The 20,552-nt window shown below is 68.9% G+C and carries 11 protein-coding genes, 1 pseudogene and 2 riboswitches; of the genes and pseudogenes, 6 read left to right on the forward strand and 6 right to left on the reverse strand.

The annotated features are described in order from the left end of the window. Positions 1-69: 69 nt before the first annotated feature. Entirely contained in the window at positions 70-819 is a 750-nt protein-coding gene (locus BMG523DRAFT_RS13870; RefSeq protein ID WP_023841001.1) for a PIG-L deacetylase family protein, read from the forward strand. A gap of 86 nt (positions 820-905) precedes the next feature. On the opposite strand, the pseudogene BMG523DRAFT_RS26525 reads toward BMG523DRAFT_RS13870, so the two are convergent. Then, a pseudogene (locus BMG523DRAFT_RS26525) lies at positions 906-1,151 on the reverse strand (IS607 family transposase); the annotation flags it as partial. 20 nt (positions 1,152-1,171) lie between these two features. Continuing rightward, a complete protein-coding gene (locus BMG523DRAFT_RS13875) occupies positions 1,172-2,374 on the reverse strand; it encodes a hypothetical protein (RefSeq protein ID WP_023840999.1) in 1,203 nt (400 codons plus the stop codon). A 1,045-nt stretch (positions 2,375-3,419) separates the two neighbouring features. Continuing rightward, a riboswitch (glycine riboswitch) is annotated at positions 3,420-3,517 on the forward strand. Beyond that, positions 3,518-3,641: riboswitch (glycine riboswitch) on the forward strand. A 55-nt stretch (positions 3,642-3,696) separates the two neighbouring features. Here BMG523DRAFT_RS13875 and gcvPB point away from each other — a divergent pair. From gcvPB to BMG523DRAFT_RS13895, 4 genes are all read left to right on the forward strand, one after another. Continuing rightward, on the forward strand, positions 3,697-6,924 hold the full coding sequence (gcvPB, locus tag BMG523DRAFT_RS13880) for an aminomethyl-transferring glycine dehydrogenase subunit GcvPB (protein ID WP_152987854.1): 3,228 nt from the start codon (positions 3,697-3,699) through the stop codon (positions 6,922-6,924). Between the two features lie 331 nt (positions 6,925-7,255). Further along, positions 7,256-7,996, forward strand: a complete 741-nt coding sequence (locus BMG523DRAFT_RS13885; RefSeq protein ID WP_232235106.1) for an FkbM family methyltransferase — start codon at positions 7,256-7,258, stop codon at positions 7,994-7,996. A gap of 576 nt (positions 7,997-8,572) precedes the next feature. Then, the gene (locus tag BMG523DRAFT_RS13890; protein WP_051623874.1) at positions 8,573-10,342 is read left to right on the forward strand and encodes a GGDEF domain-containing protein; all 1,770 of its coding nucleotides are present in this window, start codon (positions 8,573-8,575) and stop codon (positions 10,340-10,342) included. A 620-nt stretch (positions 10,343-10,962) separates the two neighbouring features. Continuing rightward, a complete protein-coding gene (locus BMG523DRAFT_RS13895) occupies positions 10,963-12,033 on the forward strand; it encodes a hypothetical protein (protein WP_011438432.1) in 1,071 nt (356 codons plus the stop codon). Positions 12,034-12,123: 90 nt separating this feature from the next. On the opposite strand, the gene BMG523DRAFT_RS13900 is transcribed toward BMG523DRAFT_RS13895, so the two are convergent. Beyond that, entirely contained in the window at positions 12,124-12,891 is a 768-nt protein-coding gene (locus BMG523DRAFT_RS13900; RefSeq protein ID WP_051623875.1) for a TetR/AcrR family transcriptional regulator, read from the reverse strand. A 109-nt stretch (positions 12,892-13,000) separates the two neighbouring features. Between BMG523DRAFT_RS13900 and BMG523DRAFT_RS13905 the strand changes: the two genes are divergently transcribed. After that, positions 13,001-15,337, forward strand: a complete 2,337-nt coding sequence (locus BMG523DRAFT_RS13905; RefSeq protein ID WP_043591356.1) for an MMPL family transporter — start codon at positions 13,001-13,003, stop codon at positions 15,335-15,337. Here BMG523DRAFT_RS13905 and BMG523DRAFT_RS13910 read toward each other — a convergent pair. The 3 genes from BMG523DRAFT_RS13910 to BMG523DRAFT_RS13920 are packed head-to-tail and all read right to left on the reverse strand — an operon-like array spanning position 15,297 to position 20,505. Beyond that, positions 15,297-16,904, reverse strand: coding sequence for a glutamine synthetase family protein (locus BMG523DRAFT_RS13910; RefSeq protein ID WP_011438429.1), 1,608 nt, complete (start codon positions 16,902-16,904; stop codon positions 15,297-15,299). The genes BMG523DRAFT_RS13905 and BMG523DRAFT_RS13910 overlap by 41 nt on opposite strands. 11 nt (positions 16,905-16,915) lie before the next feature. Then, on the reverse strand, positions 16,916-19,066 hold the full coding sequence (locus BMG523DRAFT_RS13915; protein WP_011438428.1) for an IucA/IucC family siderophore biosynthesis protein: 2,151 nt from the start codon (positions 19,064-19,066) through the stop codon (positions 16,916-16,918). After that, complete coding sequence (locus BMG523DRAFT_RS13920) at positions 19,063-20,505, reverse strand: lysine N(6)-hydroxylase/L-ornithine N(5)-oxygenase family protein (protein ID WP_035941600.1); 1,443 nt, start codon at positions 20,503-20,505, stop codon at positions 19,063-19,065. Before BMG523DRAFT_RS13920 ends, BMG523DRAFT_RS13915 begins: the two co-directional genes overlap by 4 nt. Positions 20,506-20,552: the final 47 nt, after the last annotated feature.

Consider the following 20,552-nt stretch of genomic DNA (forward strand, 5'->3'; position numbering starts at 1 on the left):
GATGACCGCACCGATGTCCGTGCGGTGCCGCGCCGCATGCCGTATGGAAGAACGATGCAGGAGGAACGCGTGGCGGACGAGCGTCGGCCCTTCGCCGACGACAGCGGGACCCCCGAATCGGTCTGGCAGGGATGGGATCCGGGGTGGGCGGAGCTGGACCTGACCGTTCCGCCCACAAACGCGGTGATCGTGGCTCCCCACCCGGACGATGAGGTGCTGGGCATCGGTGGTCTGATGACCATCCTGTCTACGCTGAGTGTGTCGCTCACCGTTGTTGCTGTGACTGATGGTGATGCATCCCATCCCGGATCTCCGACGCTGTCGCCGGCCGAGCTTGCGCGGCGACGGGTGGCGGAACAGCATTCCGCTCTCGCCGAACTCGGCCTGGCCCAGGTACCGGTGCATCGGGTCGGCCTGCGCGACGGGCGGGTCGCCGGGCACGAGGAGTTGTTGGCCGACCAGCTGGAACCGTTGCTCACCGCCGACGGGTGGCTGCTCGCGACGTATGCCGGGGATCGTCATCCAGATCATGAGGCGACGGGTCGGGCGGCGGAGATCGCCGCCGCGCGGGCGGGCACCCGGCTGCTCGAGTACCCCATCTGGACCTGGCACTGGGCGGTGCCGGACGACCCGCGAGTTCCTTGGGCCAGGGCGCGACGGGTGCATCTTCCCGTCGACGTGCATCGGGCCAAGCAGCGAGCGGTCGACTGCTACCGCACCCAGATTGCTCCGCTTTCAACCCATCCGGCCGATGCTGCGGTGCTTCCGGCCGAGGCCTTGGCGCGGCTCCTGCGCCCAGCCGAGACGGTCTTCGTCTGACCGTTGCGGGTCATGAAGCATGAGTAGGCGCCTTGCTCGCAGCCACCTGTTGCCGGATGGCGGCCCCACAGCCGGAGCAGGTCTTCGAGCTCACGTCCGGTTGCCCATGCGGTGACACGGGCAACCGGACGGTCAGGGCCGGGACGCCGGTCGGCGGGGGAGACCCGCGCGTACACCGCGGCGGCTCCCGCGGGGCGTTCGACGGCGGACGGCTCGACCAGGATCAGCTGCCCGACCGGGCGCGCCGGTACGGGCAGCTTCCCTTCCCGAAACCAGCGGTAGGCGGTGACGTAGTGGGCACCCGCACGCTGCGCCCCCTGCTTCAAGTTCACTCACACATCGCATCACTTACTCAACAGCCAGCAGGTCGCTGCCCCGCGGGGACATCTCCCGCAGCGGCAGGCTGCGGTCGTCGAAGGCCGCGGTCGTCGAAGGCCGCGTCGTCCGCGGCGGTGATTCCGAAGACGCTCGGCCTGGTGCCGATCCAGCGATTGATCAGCCAGTGCAGCAGGTTGATGGTGACGATCGCCGGAGCGACGACGGCGGCGACCCCGGGAATCGCCGGCTCCAAGGCCAGGGACAGCACGATACTCGTGATGCCGTTCTGTTGGGAAGCGGCCAGATAAACCCGGTCACGTCGGGACATGCGGTGGGTCAGAAGGTAGCCGACGAGACCCTGTGCGGCGAAGGCTGCGGCTCCCAGAGCGGCCCCGTGGACAAAGGCGATTCCGCCGGAGAGAAGCAGGCCGAGCGCGACCGCCGCACCATAGAACGCGACCCGTACGGTCCTCTCCACGAGGTGGGGGAAGAAGTCGTCCCCGCGCTCGGGGAAGAGCTTGGCATCGGGACGGAGGATCAGCCCACCGATTGCTACCGCCAGCATGAGAAAGAACCCTGCTGCCACCATGATCAGACCCGTTGTCAATGCCAGGGCGCTGGTCGCGTTTCTCTTGGCGCCCCGCCACAGCAGGGCGGTGAGGGTGACGAGGCCGAGGTTGAGCGCCAAGCCGACGAAGAAACCGCTGACTCCCGACGGTCCACCGAGATCCGGCGTCATCGCGGGCTGGTCCTTGACGAACGTCGAACCGACCGCTGTGACCAGGGACACAGTAAGGAGTACCGTCACGGGATCGTCGAAGGCAGCCCAGCTGCGCAGGAGATCCTGACCGCGTTCGGACATTCGCGAACCCGAGGTGAGCGTGGCTACCGACAGGGGATCGATCTGGGCGACCACCACGCCAAGAAGAAGGTACAGCGGGTCGCCGAGCGCGAGGGCCAGGGCGCCACCGATCAGCAGGGCCTTGAGGGCGACGCCCACGGTGACGACGAGCACGATCCGGCGGATGTCCGCCCAGGCCGCGCGGGCGATCCCCAGCGTGGCGCCGTACAGGCCGACCGCCAGCAGCACCGCGATGGCCATCCGATAGCCGTGCACCTTCGAGATATTCGGCAGGTGGAACAGCTGAAACAGCGCGCTGAGCGCGACACCCACCCCGATCAGGCTGACCAGGGATGCCAGCTGGCCGAAGGACTGTGCTCTCTGGAGCGATCTCATGGCCCGGTCGGGTTCCAATGGTGGAACGGCTGTACCGGTCTCCCCGCTGGCACCCCGGCGACCGCCGGGCTGCCGGGATGCGGATACGCATCCGTGCCCTGCGTGTGGAGTGACGGGATAAGGGCGCATCGACCTCTGAACAGTGACCGAAGGCCCTGCATCGAGCTCTACCTCCCCGTGATGTTGGACGGCGGAAAGAGGAGTTCTCCTCCTACTTGCCATCGCCCAGAGTGGTCGCCGTGCAATGAAGCTAGTGCAATGAAGCTCGCGCAGCCGGCATCCGTAGGTTAAGTCCAGACGCCGCACCGGTTCAACCCCAGGCGGTGGTTGCCACATGATCAATTGTCATGGCGAATTTTTTGCCGGCTAGTCGACGATGACGGCTTACTGGCCGTCTTCCTATCCAGCTCGTGTGATGACGCCCTCGTGTCTGTGTCCGCGTTCGGCCTGCCCGGCCGCACCTTTCATGGCGGGCGTCGGCGTCGGATGGTGCAGATGAACCGTATGATGCGCGTGCAGTCCGGCGACCCGGCGATACCTCGCATTTCATCTGTGTAGGTGTCGTCCGCGCGGGTGGGAGAGCATCGGGAGGGCATTCCAGGGGGCATGGCCCGGTTTTTCGACGTCAGTCCTGAAGCACATCTCGGAATCTTGATGTTTCTTGATATTTTTTGCAGAGTTGTGACATGTGTCTAAATATATAGATATCCGCGCTCGTATCGCCTACCGGCGGGCGGCCTTGACGCCGAGGCCGCTGCCACCGCCCGCGGGATCGGATGGCGGACGAACGATGAGCCCGGGGGCCCGTGAGCCCGTGGTCGGGGCCCACGGCCCCACGGGTTCGTGTGTTCATGTTGCGGACAGGTTTCGGTGGGGGACGCTGGTTGGCCCGCGGGGCCCCCGCAGCTAGTGTTCGGGGAGTGGAATCGTGGCTGAACGCAGCCGGCGTCGAGGGGACCGGCGCCAGTTGGGAGTCGATCATTCGCTACTGGTAGGCATCCCCGGGTCATCCGTGCCCCGTCCCACAACTCCATACCGATGCCGCTCACGCCCGTGCGGGAGAGTCCCGGTCGCTCGCCGTTCGGGACGCCGAAGGAGCAAGCTCTCCCCATAAACTCTCAGGCCCCCAACCGCCGGGTCAGGCAACTCTGGAAAGTGGACGCCGTGGGGTGTCCCGCCGACGGTGAAAGCCGCGTTCCCCGCCCGCAGCTCCCCGGACTGCCGGCGGCGGCGCTGGTGAAGCTCTCAGGTCAATGACAGAGGGGGAGGCCCGCCGCGGCGCCGGCATGATCCGTCGTCGCCCGACCTCCGGAGCAGTCATCATGCCTGACGTCACCGAGTACGACGACACCCCCTATGCCGATGGACCGGCCACGACCGCCGATGGACCGGCCACGACCGCCACGACCGCCACCATCAGTCCCGCGTCGTCGCACGCGCGGTCGGGGGCGCCGCGACAGGGCAGTGCCGCGGCGGTGGGCAGGAACGGTGCGAGGCGGCTGCCCGCCGCGGCCATCCCGCGGTTCGCCGATCGGCACATCGGCCCGGACCCGTCATCCCAACGGGAGATGCTGGATGCGCTGCGGGTGGAATCACTGGCCGCGCTCACCGACGCGGCCGTCCCGGCAAGCATCCGTGACCATGATCTGGATCTTCCCGCGGCGCTGAGCGAGCCCGCGGTGCTCGCGGCCCTACGCGCGTTCGGTAGCAGGAACCGACCGGTTTCCTCGATGATCGGGCTGGGATTCCATCCCGCGGTGATGCCGGGAGTCATCCAGCGCAACGTCCTGGAGAACCCCGCGTGGTATACGGCGTACACGCCGTACCAGCCGGAGATCTCCCAGGGCCGCCTGGAAGCGTTGCTCAACTTCCAGACGATGATCACTGATTTGACCGGCCTTGCGGTGGCCGGAGCCTCCCTGCTGGACGAGCCGACCGCGGCGGCCGAGGCGATGCAGATCGCGTTTCGGACGGCGAAGGGTTCCCGCGCGACGTTCCTCATCGATGCCGACACCCTCCCGCAGACCGTCTCGGTGGTCGCGACCAGGGCGGAGGCGCTGGGGATCAATGTGGTGGTCGCGGATCTCGCAGCCGGACTCACGGCCGTGGGCCCGGCGCAGCTGGATGCGGCCTTCGGCCTGCTGCTGTCCTATCCCGGGCCGGCGGGCGTCCTGCGGGATGTGCGTGCTGTGATCGCATCGGCGAGGGAGCGCGGCATCGTCGTCACGATCGCCGCCGATCCGCTGGCGCTGACCCTGCTGCGGGCGCCTGGCGACCTCGGCGCGGACATCGCGGTGGGGAGCACGCAGCGGTTCGGACTACCGCTGTCCTTCGGAGGCCCGCACGCCGGCTACCTCGCAGTGCGCAAGGGGCTGGAACGGTCCCTGCCGGGGCGGCTCGTCGGGGTGTCGGTCGATGCGGACGGCGCACCCGCGTACCGGCTCACCCTGCAGACCCGTGAGCAGCACATCCGACGGGAGAAGGCGACGAGCAACATCTGCACGGCCCAGGTGCTGCCCGCGGTACTCGCCTCCATGTACGCGGTCTACCACGGCCCGGAGGGCCTGGCCGGGATCGCGCGTCGCATCCACGGGCACGCGGTGCGCCTCGCCGAAGGCCTGCGCGCCGCCGGTGTGACGGTGGTGCACGACGCGTTCTTCGACACCGTCCTCGCCGCGGTGCCGGGCCGGGCCACCCAGGTGGTTGCGGACGCGTTGGCGCGGGGCGTGAACCTGCGGCTGGTCGACGACGACCACGTGGGTATCTCCTGCAACGAGACGACGGGCCAGGCCGAGCTGGAGGCCGTCCGGTCGGCCTTCGGGGTGGGCCCGGAGGCGACGGCGGGCATCACTTGGACCGGGACCGGGACCGGGACCGAGATCCGGACCGGGGCCTGGACCGGGTCCGTCGCGGCGGCGAACGATCATCTCGTGGCCCGCGCGGACCAGGCGGACCAGGCGGACCAGGCGGACCAGGCGGACCAAGCGGCGGACGAGCCGGTGGCGCTGCCCGCCGAACTGGTGCGTACGGATCCCTACCTGCAGCATCCGGTGTTCCACGACCATCGGTCGGAGACCGCGATGCTCCGCTATCTGCGTCGACTGTCCGATCTTGATCTGGCTCTTGACCGGGGCATGATCCCCCTGGGGTCGTGCACGATGAAACTCAACGCGACCACTGAGATGGCCGCGGTCACCTGGCCGGAATTCGCTGACATCCATCCATTTGCCCCGTTGGACCAGGCCGCCGGATACCTCGCGATGATTCAGGACCTGGAGCGTTGGCTCGCGCAGATCACCGGATATGCGGGGGTCTCCCTCCAGCCGAATGCCGGCAGCCAGGGTGAGCTCGCCGGGCTGCTCGCCATCCGGGCCTATCACCGCGATCATGCTGTTCCCGGATCCGTGGTGCGAAACATCTGTCTCATTCCCTCCTCGGCGCACGGGACGAATGCGGCGAGCGCCGCGATGGCGGGAATGCGGGTGGTCGTCGTCTCCTGTGACGACGACGGAAACGTCGACCTGAACGATCTGGCCCGCAAGGCCCGCGCGAACGCGGACGCCTTGGCCGCGCTGATGGTCACCTACCCGTCGACCCATGGTGTGTACGAGGAGGGCATCGGGCAGGCGTGCGCGATCGTGCATGAGGCCGGCGGTCTGGTGTACGTCGACGGAGCGAATCTCAACGCTCTGGTGGGGCTCGCCAGGCCGGGGCAGTTCGGGGCCGACGTGAGCCACCTGAACCTGCACAAGACGTTCTGCATCCCGCATGGGGGCGGGGGTCCGGGGGTCGGCCCGGTGGCCGTGGTCGAGAAACTCCTGCCCTATCTGCCGAACCACCCGCTGCGGCCGGAGGCAGGACCGGCCACCGGAGTGGGCCCGATCTCGGGATCCCCGTGGGGCTCGGCCGGAATTCTTATGATTCCGTGGGCCTACATTCGGATGATGGGGGCGGACGGCCTGCGCCGGGCAACCTCGGTGGCCGTCCTGAACGCCAACTACATTGCCCACCGGCTGCATCCGTACTATCCGGTGCTCTACGCGGGCCGGGACGGGCTGGTCGCCCATGAGTGCATTCTGGACCTACGGCCGTTGACGAAGCTGACCGGCGTCACCGTGGACGACGTGGCGAAGCGTCTCATCGACTACGGTTTCCATGCTCCGACCATGTCATTCCCGGTTGCCGGAACACTGATGGTCGAGCCGACGGAGAGTGAGGATCTCGGCGAGATCGATCGTTTCTGCGACGCAATGATCTCCATTCGGGCCGAGGCGGACAAGGTCGGAGACGGTATCTGGCCGCGGACCGACAATCCCCTGCATAATGCTCCGCATACTGCACAGATGGTTACCGCCAACGAATGGTCACACGCTTATCCGCGATCGGTGGCGGCCTATCCCGTCGCTTCGCTGCGGGCCGCCAAGTACTGGCCCCCGGTACGTCGGATCGACGGCGCCTATGGTGATCGCAACCTGGTCTGCACCTGCCCACCGGTGGGATCCTTCGCCGCGGAGCCGGTCGACGAGCAGATTCTCGCCGGAGCCCGCTGAGGACGGGATGCCGGCGCGGCCGCCGTCGATTTTCTCCATCGCGGCGGCGGCCGATGCGAGGTCGAACGGTCTCGCTGGGTAGTCTGCCGCGACTTCTGAACCCTTCCCTTGCGGAAGGGTTCAGAAGTCGAACTCTTTCGTGACGTAAGGATTATCGGTCGAGCGGGGTCGAGCGGGAATGAAGTGGACTTGAAATTCCTGTTACTGGTCTTGACCGTGGATCATGTTCGCCCAATAGTGGTGTACTGACTGTCATAATGGGTCATTCGGCGATGACACTCCGGCAGGTCACCGCTTGAACAACAGGAGGTCGCGGCGGATGGATCCTCGGATGGAAAAGCAGCTGGCAAGGGCCCGGCGGGTGGCGGTCGACATCGGCCTCGGCCCGGCGCTGAAGCTGGTGCGTGACAACGTCGTTCCTACCGCCCGCCGCAATCGCAGCGACGACCGGCATCTGGCGCTGCTGCTGTCCTTCGTCCTCCGGGAGGACTCGAACTGTATCGACGTGGGCGCGCACAAGGGTGACGTTCTGCGGACCATCCTCCGGCACGCCCCGGGAGGCCGGCACGTCGCCTATGAGCCGTTGCCGCACATGGCCGCGGCGTTGACCACCGATTTCCCGGCGGTGGAGGTACGACAGGCCGCGCTCGCCGACCAGCCGGGGGTGCTGCCCTTCACCTACGTCCGCAGCAGGCCCGCCTACAGCGGGCTGCGTGATCGGGTGCCCGACAGTGAGGACGTCGAACGGATCGAGGTGGCCGTCGAGACGCTGGACGACGCGATGCCGGCCGACTACCGGCCAACCTTGATCAAGGTTGACGTCGAGGGGGCCGAGTACGGGGTGTTCAAGGGCGGCCAGAAGTTGATCGGCTCCAGCCGGCCGCATCTCGTCTTCGAGTTCGGTGCCGGTGCCCGGGACTACGGTACGACGGCCGACGAGATGTACACGCTCGTCGACAATGATCTCGGACTGCGCATCTTCGATCTGGACGGCGACGGTCCTTACACGTTGCCCATGTTCCGGACGACCTTCGCGTCGGGGGCGCACTTCAACTTCGTCGCCCACCCCTGACCCGCGTCGCGGAAACGTCCGCGACGGCGGTCGTCGGCCTGACTTGCCGATCATCGGCTCGTAGTGGTCCGGGCGAAGCTCGCCCTTCGTGACCGCGCCAGTCGAGATCCGTCCGGACGGGGCGAATCCCGCACAATGATCGGACAAATGATCGGACAATAGTGCCCATCGGGCTTCAAATGTTCCTGTACGAAGAGCAACCATTCGATACGGTTTCGGTAGGTCGCGGGGTCCGACCCGTCGAAACCAGACGGGTGGGCTCAGTGGCGCTGTAGGTGCCGTGAGCGGCAACGGAATGCCGCAAGGCACCACAGGCGTACGTGGCCGGTACGCGTACCACCCGTACGTCCACACTGAGAGGCTGCTCATGGCCCGGTCCCTCCGGGGCGGCTGTTCACCGCCAGCCGGTCCTGCACGGTCGACAGGTTCGATTCCCTCGGTCAACCCGACAACGAACGCCCATCAACGGCATCACGTTCAGCTGGACGACGCACCGGCCCGGACCTCCCGGTGGACCCCGGCACCGCTGCCACGTCCGCTGTCCCGCACGGATCCCGCGTCGCGAACCGAGGGGTGATGCCGGCTCCATCGTGGCGGCGCGCTTGGCGTAGCCACGTCTGGCTTGTCTATCTCTGTCTCGGTCTGATCGCCATCCTCGTCTACGGCCAGTTTCCCACGACCGGCGGCCCACGTGCCGTCCGGCTGGTCATCTACCTCTGCCTCAGCGCCTCGGCCGCGGGGGCCGTGTTCCTCGGCCTGCGACGCCAGGAGTTGGCCGACCGACGTCCCTGGCTGCTGATCGGAATCAGCCAGGTGATGTACGCCATAGGCGATGGTGCCTTCTACATCTTTCACTATGTGCTTGACATCACAGAGTATCCGGCCTTGCCGGATGTGTTATATCTGGGCCACTATCCGCTGTTCGTCGTCGGTCTCGTTCTGCTGACCCGGCGACGGACCCAGGAACGGGACATCGCCGGCCTGCTCGACGGATCGATGTTCCTGCTCGCGGCGGTTCTGTTGTCCTGGCTCTACCTGATCGCGCCGCAGGTGCGTGCGGACCATGATCTGTTCGTCGGCGTCACCTCGGTGGCCTATCCGGCGATGGATCTGGCGCTGCTGGGGGTGGCCATCCGTCTCGTGCTGGGGCACGGGAGCCGCCCACCCGCCTTCTTCCTGTTGGCGGGCAATCTGCTCGCCAACCTGACCGCCGACACCATCTACGTCGTGCAGCAGACGAACGGGACCTTCGAGGTCGGCAACTACCTCGACGCGATCTGGTTGACAGGCAACCTCGCCCTCGGCGCCGCCGGGTTGCATCCGACCATGGTCGACCTCACGCGGCCGGCGTCCCCGCGTGCGCAGGCGCGCAGCGGCCGGCGCCTGGTGGCACTGTCGAGTGCCGGGCTGGTGGCTCCGACCGTGCTGGCCGTGCAGGTGATCCGTGGTGATCTACGGGATCTGCTGGTCGCCGTGGCCGTAAGTGCGATCATGATGATTCTGATCATCGTTCGGATGGCGGGCCTGGAGGCCGACCAGCGGCGTCTGGCGATCACGGACGGGCTGACCGGCCTGCGTACCCGCCGCTATCTGGAGACCGAGATGAGGTTGGCGGCCGGTCGGGTACGACGCACCGGATCCGGAATGGGGCTGATCCTCGTTGACGTCGACCACTTCAAGTCGGTGAACGACCGATTCGGCCATCCGGCTGGTGATCAGGTGTTGACGGAGGTGGCTCGGCGACTGCTGGTCGTGACCCGTCCCGGTGACGTCGTCGCCCGTTACGGGGGTGAGGAGTTCGCGCTGCTCACGCTGAATGTCCGGGGAGACGCCCTCGCCGATATCGCCGAACGTCTGCGCCGCGGCGTCGGACGAGAACCCGTCCGGATCGTCCTGCCCGCGCCGCGAGTTCCGGATCCGCCGGCCCGCACGGGGGAGTCCGGGGCTGCGGGGTCTGCGGAGCCGACGAGGGCGCGCGGCCAGGCCCGGTCGGGTGCCGGTGTCCGGGGAGACACCGGCGAGGAGTCGCTGCTGATCGCTGTGACGGTCTCGGTCGGAGCGGCGGCCCTCCCCGATCACGCGGACGACACCTTCGCGCTCGTCGCAGCCGCGGATCGCGCGCTGTACGCCGCCAAGGCCGCGGGACGGGACCGGGTCGCGGTCGGCTCCGCCAGACCGGGCCATGACGTCGGTGGCCATGACGTCGGTGGGCATGACGTCGGTGGCCATGACGTCGGTGGGCATGACGTCGGTGGGCATGACGTCGGCGAGAGGGTTGGTTCGAGTAGACAGCCCCCAGCCCCGGATGCCGTATCCGCCGTGGTGTCCCGGCGTACGCGATGGTGAGCGCGGCCACGGCGGCGGGCAGGTCGGCGAGCGCCGCCCGATCGTCCGTCCTCGGGATGGTCCGGCCGCGCGCCGGTCTTCCTTCCATGGCCATGATCGAAAGAGAGTAGGACGCCGTGAGCGATTCTGCCCATCCGGTGGCATCGGCGGGCCGTGTGGGGGTAGTTCTTTCGGATCGGTCCTGGAGTAACCGTTCCGGGCGCTTGGTCGGGTACTCTCCGTGGCACGGCGGGGTCATGCGCCGTGCTGGTGCGGCGCCGAGTGTTCGCTCCTTGTCCCAGAAGCGGTGGTTGTTCCCCCTCGAGAAAGATGGGGAGTGACGGACACGGTCGTAAGACCGATACTTTGACGCTCCAGCACCTGCATGTGGCGGACCGATCGTTCCCGGGTGGTCGAGAGGCGGAAGCGGTGAACCGGAACACGCGGGGAGGTACCGGCTACGACTCGGGCGGATGAGGCGTTGTGAACGGAGGTACGCAATCATGCGGTCCGGGGTGGCCGGGGGATTCCCTACCCAGCCCGTCTGATACCGCCGGCAATGCCGCACCAGATCCCCATCTGGACGTCATCACCGGTACGGGCTGTCCGTACCGAAGAAAGGTCACGAGAGAGGGGCGTCCGTGCGAACGCTCGAACCCACCAGCCTCGACCTCGACTCAATCGAGGTCGACAAACTCGCCAAGGGCATCACTCTGAGTCTGCTCATCCCGGCCCGTGGCCCGGAGGCGGCTCGAACTCTCGGCGACATCATCGCACTCAACCGGCAACGCTGGATGCAGGAGCGTAGCGTGCTGGACGAGATCGGCGTGGTTGTCGACCCGTCGTCGGACGGGGACGAACATGGCCTGATGCGCATCGCGACCGACGCGGGCGCCAGCTGGGTCGTGCGTGGGGAGTCGGTCCTGCAGCGTCACGCGGGCCGAGAGGCCACCACGACCGGCGGCAAGGCGGGTGCGATGCGTAGTCTCGCCTATCTTGCGTTCGGGAGTCGGCTCATCTTCCATGACGCCGATCTGGAAAGCTATGATCCATATACAGTGGGTGTCCTGGCTGCCGCCGCGACTGCCGATAACGCCCCGCTTTTCGTCAACGGAAGTTCGCGTAGAGTGACTGGCGACGGGCAGCCCGGGGGGCGAACCACCGAGATGCTGCGGTCGCTGTTGTCGAAACAGCTCGCCAGGTATGTGCCGTCCATCACTCGGACAATCCAGCCGCTGATCGGGGAGTTCGTCATCGACGCGGACGTCTTCGCGGCGCTGGCGTTCTCGCGGGGGTACGGCGTCGAGACGTCACTGAAGGTTCTGGCTCTCGATCTGCTCGACTACTCCGATAGTCTCCAGGTCGAACTACCGATCAAGTATCAGGTCGGCCAGCACTACCACAGCCTGGTCAAACAGTTCCATGAGATTAGTTTCACAATCGATGTCCTGGAGGCGTACTTTCAGCGTCGGCGGGTCGACCCGCACGTCGCCATCTGGCAGATCGCCGACAACTACGACCTGCTTTTCCCGGGTCGTACGTATGCGTTGCACCGGCCGCCGGGCTACGACGACACCGACTTCGTTCCGCGGCTCGGCTTCTACCAGCCGTTGGCCACGGCACCGGCTTATCAGGCGCGGTTGCCGGAGATCAAGAGTACCCGTCGGGTCGCGCTCGACGCACTGGGGCGGCGAATGCGGACCTCGGCCTGACCGTCCGGCGGCCGGTCGCCGGGCAGCTGAACCGCTGCCCGGCGACCACCGGACCGTCAATCACCGGACCGACTGGCCGGCACCGGGTGGTCACTTCGCGACCGGTCGGCCGGCCGGCGGGACGGGCATCACCGTGGCGAGGTTGTACCCGCCTCGCCACACGCGGATGATCGCGTCCGCCATCTGCCGGTCGAACAGTTCGTCGATGTCGTCAAGGGCGGGGGGGAGGTGCCCGAACATCTCCAAGGAGATGAAGCCGTGCAACTGGGTCCAGACGGCCAGGCACACGGCGAGTCCGGCGGCGTCGATCGCGACGTCGTGGTCGCGTCCCCAGGCTTGCAGGCTGGCGCGCATCGGCGGGGTGAGCTGGGCGTCCACCGCGGCGGTGTCGATCATGCCGGCCCCGGTCGACTCGCTCATGCAGCGGAACAGCACCGCGACCGCGCGGTGCAGCTGTGTGATCATCCGGTCGTTGGTCGACGTGGCACAGGGAATGCCGGGACCGAAGATCAGTCCGTATTCCGTCGGGTGGTCCAGGGCCCAGCGGCGCTGCGCGCGGGCGACCTGGAGCCAGCGTCGTAGGTGGTCATGCGGATCGGCCGCGTCGAAGGCCGCCTCCAGGGCCTCCGCCAGCGAGGCGAACCCGTCCGCGACCAGTTCGGCCAGCAGGATCTCCCGGCTGTCCACGTAGCGGTACAGGGCCGATGGGGCCATGCCCATCACCCGGGCGACCCCCCGTAGGGAGAGCGCAGCCGGGCCACGCTCGGCCAGCTGGGCGCGCGCGGTCTGTTTGATCTCGTCGAGAGTGGCCTGCCGCAGTCGTTCGCGACGGGGAACCGGACTGCTCACCACGGTCATGGTGGGTCTCGACGAGAACGCTGTCAACTTTGCGAACGGATGCGTCTTGACACGAGCAGCGATCGCGAACACTGTTCTCTTCAGCATCGCCTGCTCTTCGGAGGGTTCCGTGTTTACTCCGCTCGTGGCGCTCGTGACGCGCCGCCCGCGTCTGGTCCTCGTCCTTACGCTCCTCGTGCTGCTCGGCGCCGGTGGGCTCGCGGGCGGTGCCTTCGGCAAACTCCAGACGGGGGGGTTCGACGATCCAGCGTCGGACTCCTCCCGAGCCGAGGACGTCCTGGACGCCCGCTTCCACGGCCGCCCGAACCTCCTCCTGTTGGTGACCGCCCGGGCGGGCGATGTCGACGACGCGGCGGTCGTCGCCGCGGGGAAGGAGGTTGCGGCCGATCTCGCCGCCCAGGCCGGGGCGAGGGACGTCGTGTCCTACTGGACGGGGGGCGGTCCGGCGCTGCGCTCGCGGGACGGTCGGCAGGCGCTCGTCGTCGCCAGTGTCCAGGACGATGACCAGGCCGCCGACATCGTTGATCATTATGGGTCGTGGGCGGACGCGCCGGGGGCGGTGACGGTCCGACCGGGTGGGGCCGCGACGGTCGGGGAGGACATCAGCGGACACGTCTCGGCCGACCTCGCCGCCGCCGAGTCGTTCGCCATTCCCATCACGTTGGCGTTGCTGGTCATCGCGTTCGCGGGCGTGGTCGCCGCCCTGCTGCCGCTGGGTATCGGGCTGCTCGGCATGCTGGGTGGCTTCGCCGCGCTTTCGGTGATCGGTGAGCTTACCGACGTGTCGATCTTCGCGGTGAACCTGGCGACGGCCCTCGGCCTGGGGCTGGGCATCGACTACTCGTTGCTGATGGTCAGCCGGTTCCGGGAGGAACTGGCGGCGGGTCGGGACCGCGCCACCGCGGTGGAGGGGACGGTCCGCTCGGCCGGCCGGACGATCCTGTTCAGTGGGGCGACGGTGATCGTGGCATTGGCCGTGATGCTCGTCTTCCCGCCGTTCTTCCTGAAGTCGATGAGCTACGCCGGGATCTCGGTGACCCTCGTCGCGATGCTGGCCGCCGTCGTGGCCCTGCCGGCGCTGCTGATGGTGCTCGGCGAGCGGGTCAACGCCTGGGGGATCGGCGGTCTGCTCGGGCTCGTGCGGCGTCGCCGCGCCGGTCGTGCCCGGGGCGGCGAGGCGATCGGGCCCGCGGGCGCGGCGGGGTCGGCGCCGGTCGGGTCGGCGCCGGTCGTGGTGCGGGAGGCGGCCGACTCGCCGTTCTGGCGTCAGGTCGCCGGCACCGTGATGCGCCACCCCGTGCTCACCGGCCTGCCGGTGATCGCGGTTCTGCTCGTCCTCGGGGCGCCCTTTCTGCACGTGAACTTCGGCACCCCGGACGACCGGGTGCTGAAGCCGGGCTCGGCGGACAGCCGGATCGTCGGTGACGCCCTGCGGGGCGCGTTCGCCGCCGACATCGGCGGCGCGCTCGACGTCGTCGTCCAAGCCACCGGGCCGGGCATGATCGACCGGTCCGCGCTCGCCTCCTACGCGACCGCGCTGTCCGAACTGCCGGACGTGGCCCGGGTCGACAGCGCCCTCGGGTCCCACATCGACGGGCGCCGGGTCGTACCGCCCGGTCCGGCCAGCCGCCGGTTCGCGATCGCCGGAGCGGATTCCCTCCAGGTCGTACCTGCGGTGGACTATGCGTCGGACCATGCGCAGGCCCTCGTCCGGGCCGCGCGTGCGGTGCCGGCGCCCGTGGGGACCAGCGTGCTGATCGGTGGCGCATCCGCCGTCCTGGTAGACGGCAAGACCACGATCGCCGACCGTCTCCCGGTCGCCCTCGGGCTGATCGCGCTGGCGACCTTCGTGCTGCTGTTCCTGTTCACCGGCAGCGTGCTGCTACCGGTGAAGGCCATCGTGCTCAACGGGCTGGCGATGTGCGCCGTGTTCGGCGCCTCAGTGTGGATCTTCAGTGACGGCCACCTGTCCGGGTTCCTCGACTTCACCCCAGGCCCGCTGGACACCTCCATGCCGGTCCTGCTCTTCTGTATCGCCTTCGGGCTCTCGATGGACTACGAGGTCTTCCTGCTCTCCCGGATCAAGGAGGCGCACGACGCCGGCGCGCCCAACACCGAGGCGGTCGCCACCGGGCTCGCCCGGGTCGGGCGGATCGTCAGCACCGCCGCCGCGCTGCTCGCCGTCACCTTCGTCGCGTTCGGTACCTCGTCGGTCCGGTTCATCCAGATGTTCGGGATCGCCACCGCGCTCGCGATCGTGCTCGATGCCACCCTCATCCGCGGGGTGCTGGTCCCCGCCTTCATGCGGGTGGCCGGCGACTACAACTGGTGGGCCCCTGGCCCCTTGCGGACTTTGTATCGGCGGTTCGGACTACGCGAATACTCCGTCCCGGAGCAGGGCGGGGTCAGAACCGTTCAAAGCCGCGCCGGCGCTCCCAGTCGGTGACGGTCCGCTCGTAGCCGGCGAGCTCGACTTCGGCCGCATGGGCCAGATGGGCGACGACCCGATCACCGAAGGCGGCCCGGGCCACCGCACTGGCGCGCCATCGGTCCACCGCCTCCCGCAACGTCGCGGGCAGCCGTGGCACGTCCGGCATGGTGAAGGCGTTGCCCACCCGTCCGGGTTCGAGCGGGAGACGGTGCTCGATGCCGTAACGGCCGGCCGCGATCATCCCGGCGACGGCGAGGTAGGGATTCGCGTCACCGCCCGGCACCCGATGTTCGACGCGCAGGCCCGGCCCGTCGCCGACCACCCGTATGGCGCAGGTCCGGTTGTCCCGTCCCCAGCTGACTCCGGTCGGAGCGAATGAGCCCGGTGCCAGGCGCTTGTACGAGTTCACGTTGGGCGCGTACAGCAACGCGAAATCGGCCATGCAGGCGAGCTGCCCGGCCACGAACGAGCACATCAGCGCGGACATCCCGGCGATGTCGTCGCGAGAGCCGGGGGGTGGGAAACCGGGGGGTGCGATGCCCGGTGGGGCCAAGCCGGGGTGCCGGACGAGCGCCCCCTCACCTTCGGGGGACGGCGCGAACACACACGCCCCGTCCGTCCCGCGCAGGGACAGATGAACATGGCAGGAGTTCCCCTCGCCCTCGTCGTACTTCGCCATGAAGGTCAGGGCCTGCCCGCCCGCCGCGGCGATTTTCTTGGCGGCGGTCTTGTAGAGGGTGTGGTTGTCGCAGGCCTGCATCGCATCGGCATACCGGAACACGATCTCGAACTGTCCCGGATGGACCTCCCCGCGCGCGGACTCGACCGCCACCCCGATGCCGGCCATCGCCCGCCGGAGGCGTCGGACCAGATCGTCCAGGCCTTCCGTGCCGGAAAGCGCGTAGTCGATGTTGTAACGGCTGGCCGGGGTGAGATCGGTATAGGAGCGCCGCGCAGCTCGACGGTAGGACTCGCGGAAGACCAGGAACTCCAGCTCCGTCCCGGCGAAGGCGGTCAGACCGGAGGCTGCGAGCGCGTCGAGCTGTCGACGCAGCACGGCACGGGGAGCGACGCCCACCGGGGACCCGTCCGGCCAGAACGCGTCCGCGAACACCACCGCGTCGGACGGATGCCAGGGTGCGCGGCGCAACGTGGTGAGGTCGGGCTGGAGCCGTAGATCACCGAAGCCGTCGTACCAGGGCGAGTGGGGGTAGCCTCCGTCGGTCTTCATGTCGACGTCGACGGCGTGCAGGTAGGTGCAGGCGCCGAGGCCATCGGCGAGCACCGGTCCGGTGAAGTGCTCCGGGGACACGGCGCTGCCGACGAGCCGGCCCTGCAGGTCGACGGTGGCGACGATGATCTCCTCGACCGGTTCGGCTCCGGCCAGCAGGTCACGCAGCACTCCCCGGCCGGCCGCGTTCTCCCCGAGCGCCTGATCGGACGATGACCCGGGGCCGATCGGGCGGGGCTGGACCCGCGGTGCGGGCCGCCCGATCGGCTCAGGTGGCTCAAGCGGGTCCGGGGGGTCGGGACGGGCCGGAACCTGGGCCGATGGCGGGGTCGGAACCGGCGACGATGTCATGCGTTCTCCGTTCATGCCGTAGGCGGCGCCGGTTCCGTCGGGGCTGCCGGTCGCGCCGGGCCCGTCGTGAGGGTGGACACATCGTGCAGTGGGTTCGCGACCTCGCCGTGTATCAGGTCGAAGCCTCCGTCCCGGTCGGCGCGATCGTGGAACCCGGCGCCCGCGAACTGCTCGCGGTTCAGGCAGACCCGACCGAACGCCGGCCCGAGGAGATCGATCGAGGCGAACCGCTCCCGCAGGGCCGGGAACCTCGCGTGGTACTGGTCGACCGTCGCCCGCACGAGCCGCCAGAACTGGTTCTCGTCCACATCGAGATGATCCGCCACGAGCACCGCGAAGAAGCGGAAGTGCCCGGCGAACACCGCCGAGAGCAGGGAGTGGGCCAGGACCGGGCCGGGCCACCGCCGGCAGTGCTCGACCGCCTCCGGTGGCATCCCCCGCCGCTCGGGGAACTCGCCGGACACCAGTTCGATGTCCGCGCCGAAGTCCTTCACGGCTATGCGGCGGGGCATCTCCTCGGCATCGAAGATGCACAGGACGTTCTCGCCGTGCGGCGTGAAGGCCACGCCGTACCGGTACAGGTAGTGCAGCAGCGGCGGCAGGAGAGCGGCGAACAGCGCGGCGAGCCAGTCGTGCGCCGGCCGGCCCGAGCGGGCCACGAGCTCGGCGACGACTGCCCGACCGTCGGAGCCGACCGCCAGCAGGGACGCGAGGCTGCGCGCCCGCTCCCCGCCGTCGAGAAACCGCTCCACCGGATCACGCCAGAGCACGCCGAGTAGTTCGTGGAGGCGGTAGGGCGCGTCGGGGACGGCGTCGTAGGCCGGGTGCCGGACGGTGGCGCCGGCGACCTCCGGAAGCGGGAGAACCCGGGTCACGTCGCGCAGGAAGGGATCCGCGTCGCGAAGCCCGAGCAGCCAGCTCGACATCGCCGGCCCGGCGATGGCATCAGCCGCCGACATCCCTCGCCACACCAGCGTGTTACGGATCATCAGCGCGAGCTTGACGTTCCGCCGGTCCGGCCGGTCGACGTTGGCGAGGGTGCGCACCGCCTGCAGGGGCAGGTACCGGTCCGGTGCTTCGCCCAGCGGTACCAGCAGGCCGGTGGCGATCTCGGCCGCATAGAGCGGCACGATTACGTTCTCCCACTGCCACGGGTGGACGGGTAGCCAGACATAGTCGGCGATCGTCGTACCGGCGGGTGGTCCGGCGGGTGGGGCGGAGAGGGGCGCGGGGCCCGGCCGGCGTGGCTCGTCCGGCAGGGCGCCGCGGAGCACATCGGTGAAGTGGGCGCGGGTCTGCTCGTCGAGTTCCGTGGTGAGCAGGTCGGGCACGGTCGGCGCGCCCTGGCCAGAAAGGTCGATGGCCTTGGGGGCGATGGCGCTGTACCGCCCGATCGCGCGGTGTGCGGCCACCCATCGCAGTCGGAAGGGCCGGCGCGCCTCGGGGGCGTAGACGGCCGCGGCCGCGCCGAAACCGAGCCGTCCCTTGTTCGCGACGAGACAGGGATGGCCGGTCTGGTACCCATCGAGCGCGACGAACGGCAGATCGGCGAGATCCACCGCGGGAATCGCCGTTCCGAGCAGATGATGATCGGCTGCCTGGGTGGCGAGCAGATCGCGTACCACGTCGGCGAGGACCGGATCGGACCAGCCGAGCAGGACCTGCATGTCCTGGAGAAAGCGGATCGGGTCGTCCGCCGGTGCGGTGCCCGGAACGGTCGGTGCGGTGCCCGGTTCGGGGGGGCTGCCGTCCGGGCCGGGCGGCGTAACCGAGCGGGTCAGCGTGGCGGCATCGATCCACCAGGACCCGAATGTGCCACGTCGGGCGGTGAAAGCGTATGTGACGCCCCCGGCTCGGAGCCGGTAACCCTGGATGGGACCCCGTCCGATCGGGGGGTGCCTGCGCCCGTCCGGGGTCACGCCGCGCACCGCGGGATCGCTCGTCCGTGCCGGTGCAGTGGGTGGCGGCCCGCCCGGGGAGCCCGCCGGCCCGGCCGCGGCATCCGCTGGCTCGTCGGGTTGCGGACTGAGTAGCTCCTCGTAGGCCATTTCGGCGATGAGCTTGGCCAGCAGGGCACGGCCGGCCTGCCGCCATCGGTCCGCCGACCCGGTCCGCCCCGGGGACGGTGCCGCGGGCGGTGGCGCGGACCATGACGTGGTCAACGCCCGGCCGTCCCGGCCGTCTTGGTCGGGGCCGGATCGCGCGGCCGTACGCGCCGCTCGCCTAAGGCCTGGCCGTTCCCGTCAGGCTGGCCCGACCGGGTGGGGACCCCGAAGGTCGTGAACGCCGACGGCGACGGCAGCCGGTAGGCGTCGCCGCCGGTCAGGTCGTCGAGGATGACCGCGGCGCGCCAGGCACCGAGGCCGAGGTCGGGCGTCACGACGCCGTGCGTGTGCAGCTCCGCGTTCTGGACGTAGACACGGCCGGTCAGACCGGCGTCGGTCGCCACCCGGTACCGGGCGTCGACGCGGAAGCGGCCCCTGTCGTCGACGTCGATCAGTCCGGCCATGGGATCGAGCAGGGTCGGCCGGCGGGCGGCGTATCCGGTCGCAAGCACCACCGCGTCGGTGTGGACGGGAAAGGCGCGGTTCTGATCGCGGTGGCGGCAGCCGAGAGTGATCTCACCGCCCCGGTCCCGCTGCGAGGCCGTCTCCACGACGACGCCCGGCAGCAGCGTCGCCGCCACGTCCGCCCCGCCGATCGTCCGTTCGTACAGCAGGTCGTAGATCTCCGCGATGGTGTCCGCGTCGATCCCCTTGTAGAGCTGCCACTGAGCCGGAACGAGCGTGTCCTTGGTCGTCTGCTCCAGACCGTGGAAATAGCGGACGAAGTCGGGGGTGAACTGTTCGAGGCCGAGTTTGGAGTACTCCATCGGTGCGAAGGCGGGGGTGCGGGTGATCCAGGTCAGCTGATGGCCGGTCACCGGTTGTGCGCGGAGCAGATCCGCGAACACCTCCGCCCCGGACTGTCCGGAGCCGACCACCGTGACCCGGGAAAGCCCCGCCAGCGCGGAACGCCGCTGCTGGTACTCGGCCGCATGGAAGGCCCGCCCGTTCGGCATCCCCGCGAAGGCCAGCGGCATGATCGGTTCGGTTCCGATCCCGAGGACCAGGTGCCGAGCGGTCACCACCCGTGTCGGGGACGCGCCGGACTGCCCTGCCTGATCGGACCGGTGGGGCTGGACGATCGTCACTTGGAACAGGCGGGTGTCGGGATCCCAGCGGACCGCCTCGACACGGGTGCCGAAGTGGGTGGAGTCGAGACCGTCGGCGACCCACCGGCAGTAGTCGTCATACTCCCGGCGGGGGATGTGGAACCGTTCGTAGAGATAGAAGCGGAAGAGCCGGTCATGCTCGCGCAGGTACGCCAGGAAGGACCATCTGCTGGTCGGGTCGATCAGGGTGACGAGATCGGCGAGGAACGGCACCTGCAGGGTCGTACCTTCCAACAGCAGGCCGGGATGCCAGCTGAAGGCCGGCGCCTGGTCGAAGAAGACGGCCCGCAGGCCGGGCAGCCCGTCGGCCAGGGCCGCAAGCGACAGGTTGAACGGCCCCAACCCGACCCCGACCACGTCGTAGGGCGGTTCGCCCCCCGCCGGCAGACCCGCGAACGCCGATCCGTCGTCGACGGTACGCGGGCGCTCGCCGC

Origin of the sequence: Frankia sp. BMG5.23, from assembly GCF_000685765.2 — a bacterium.
Lineage (GTDB): Bacteria > Actinomycetota > Actinomycetes > Frankiales > Frankiaceae > Frankia > Frankia casuarinae.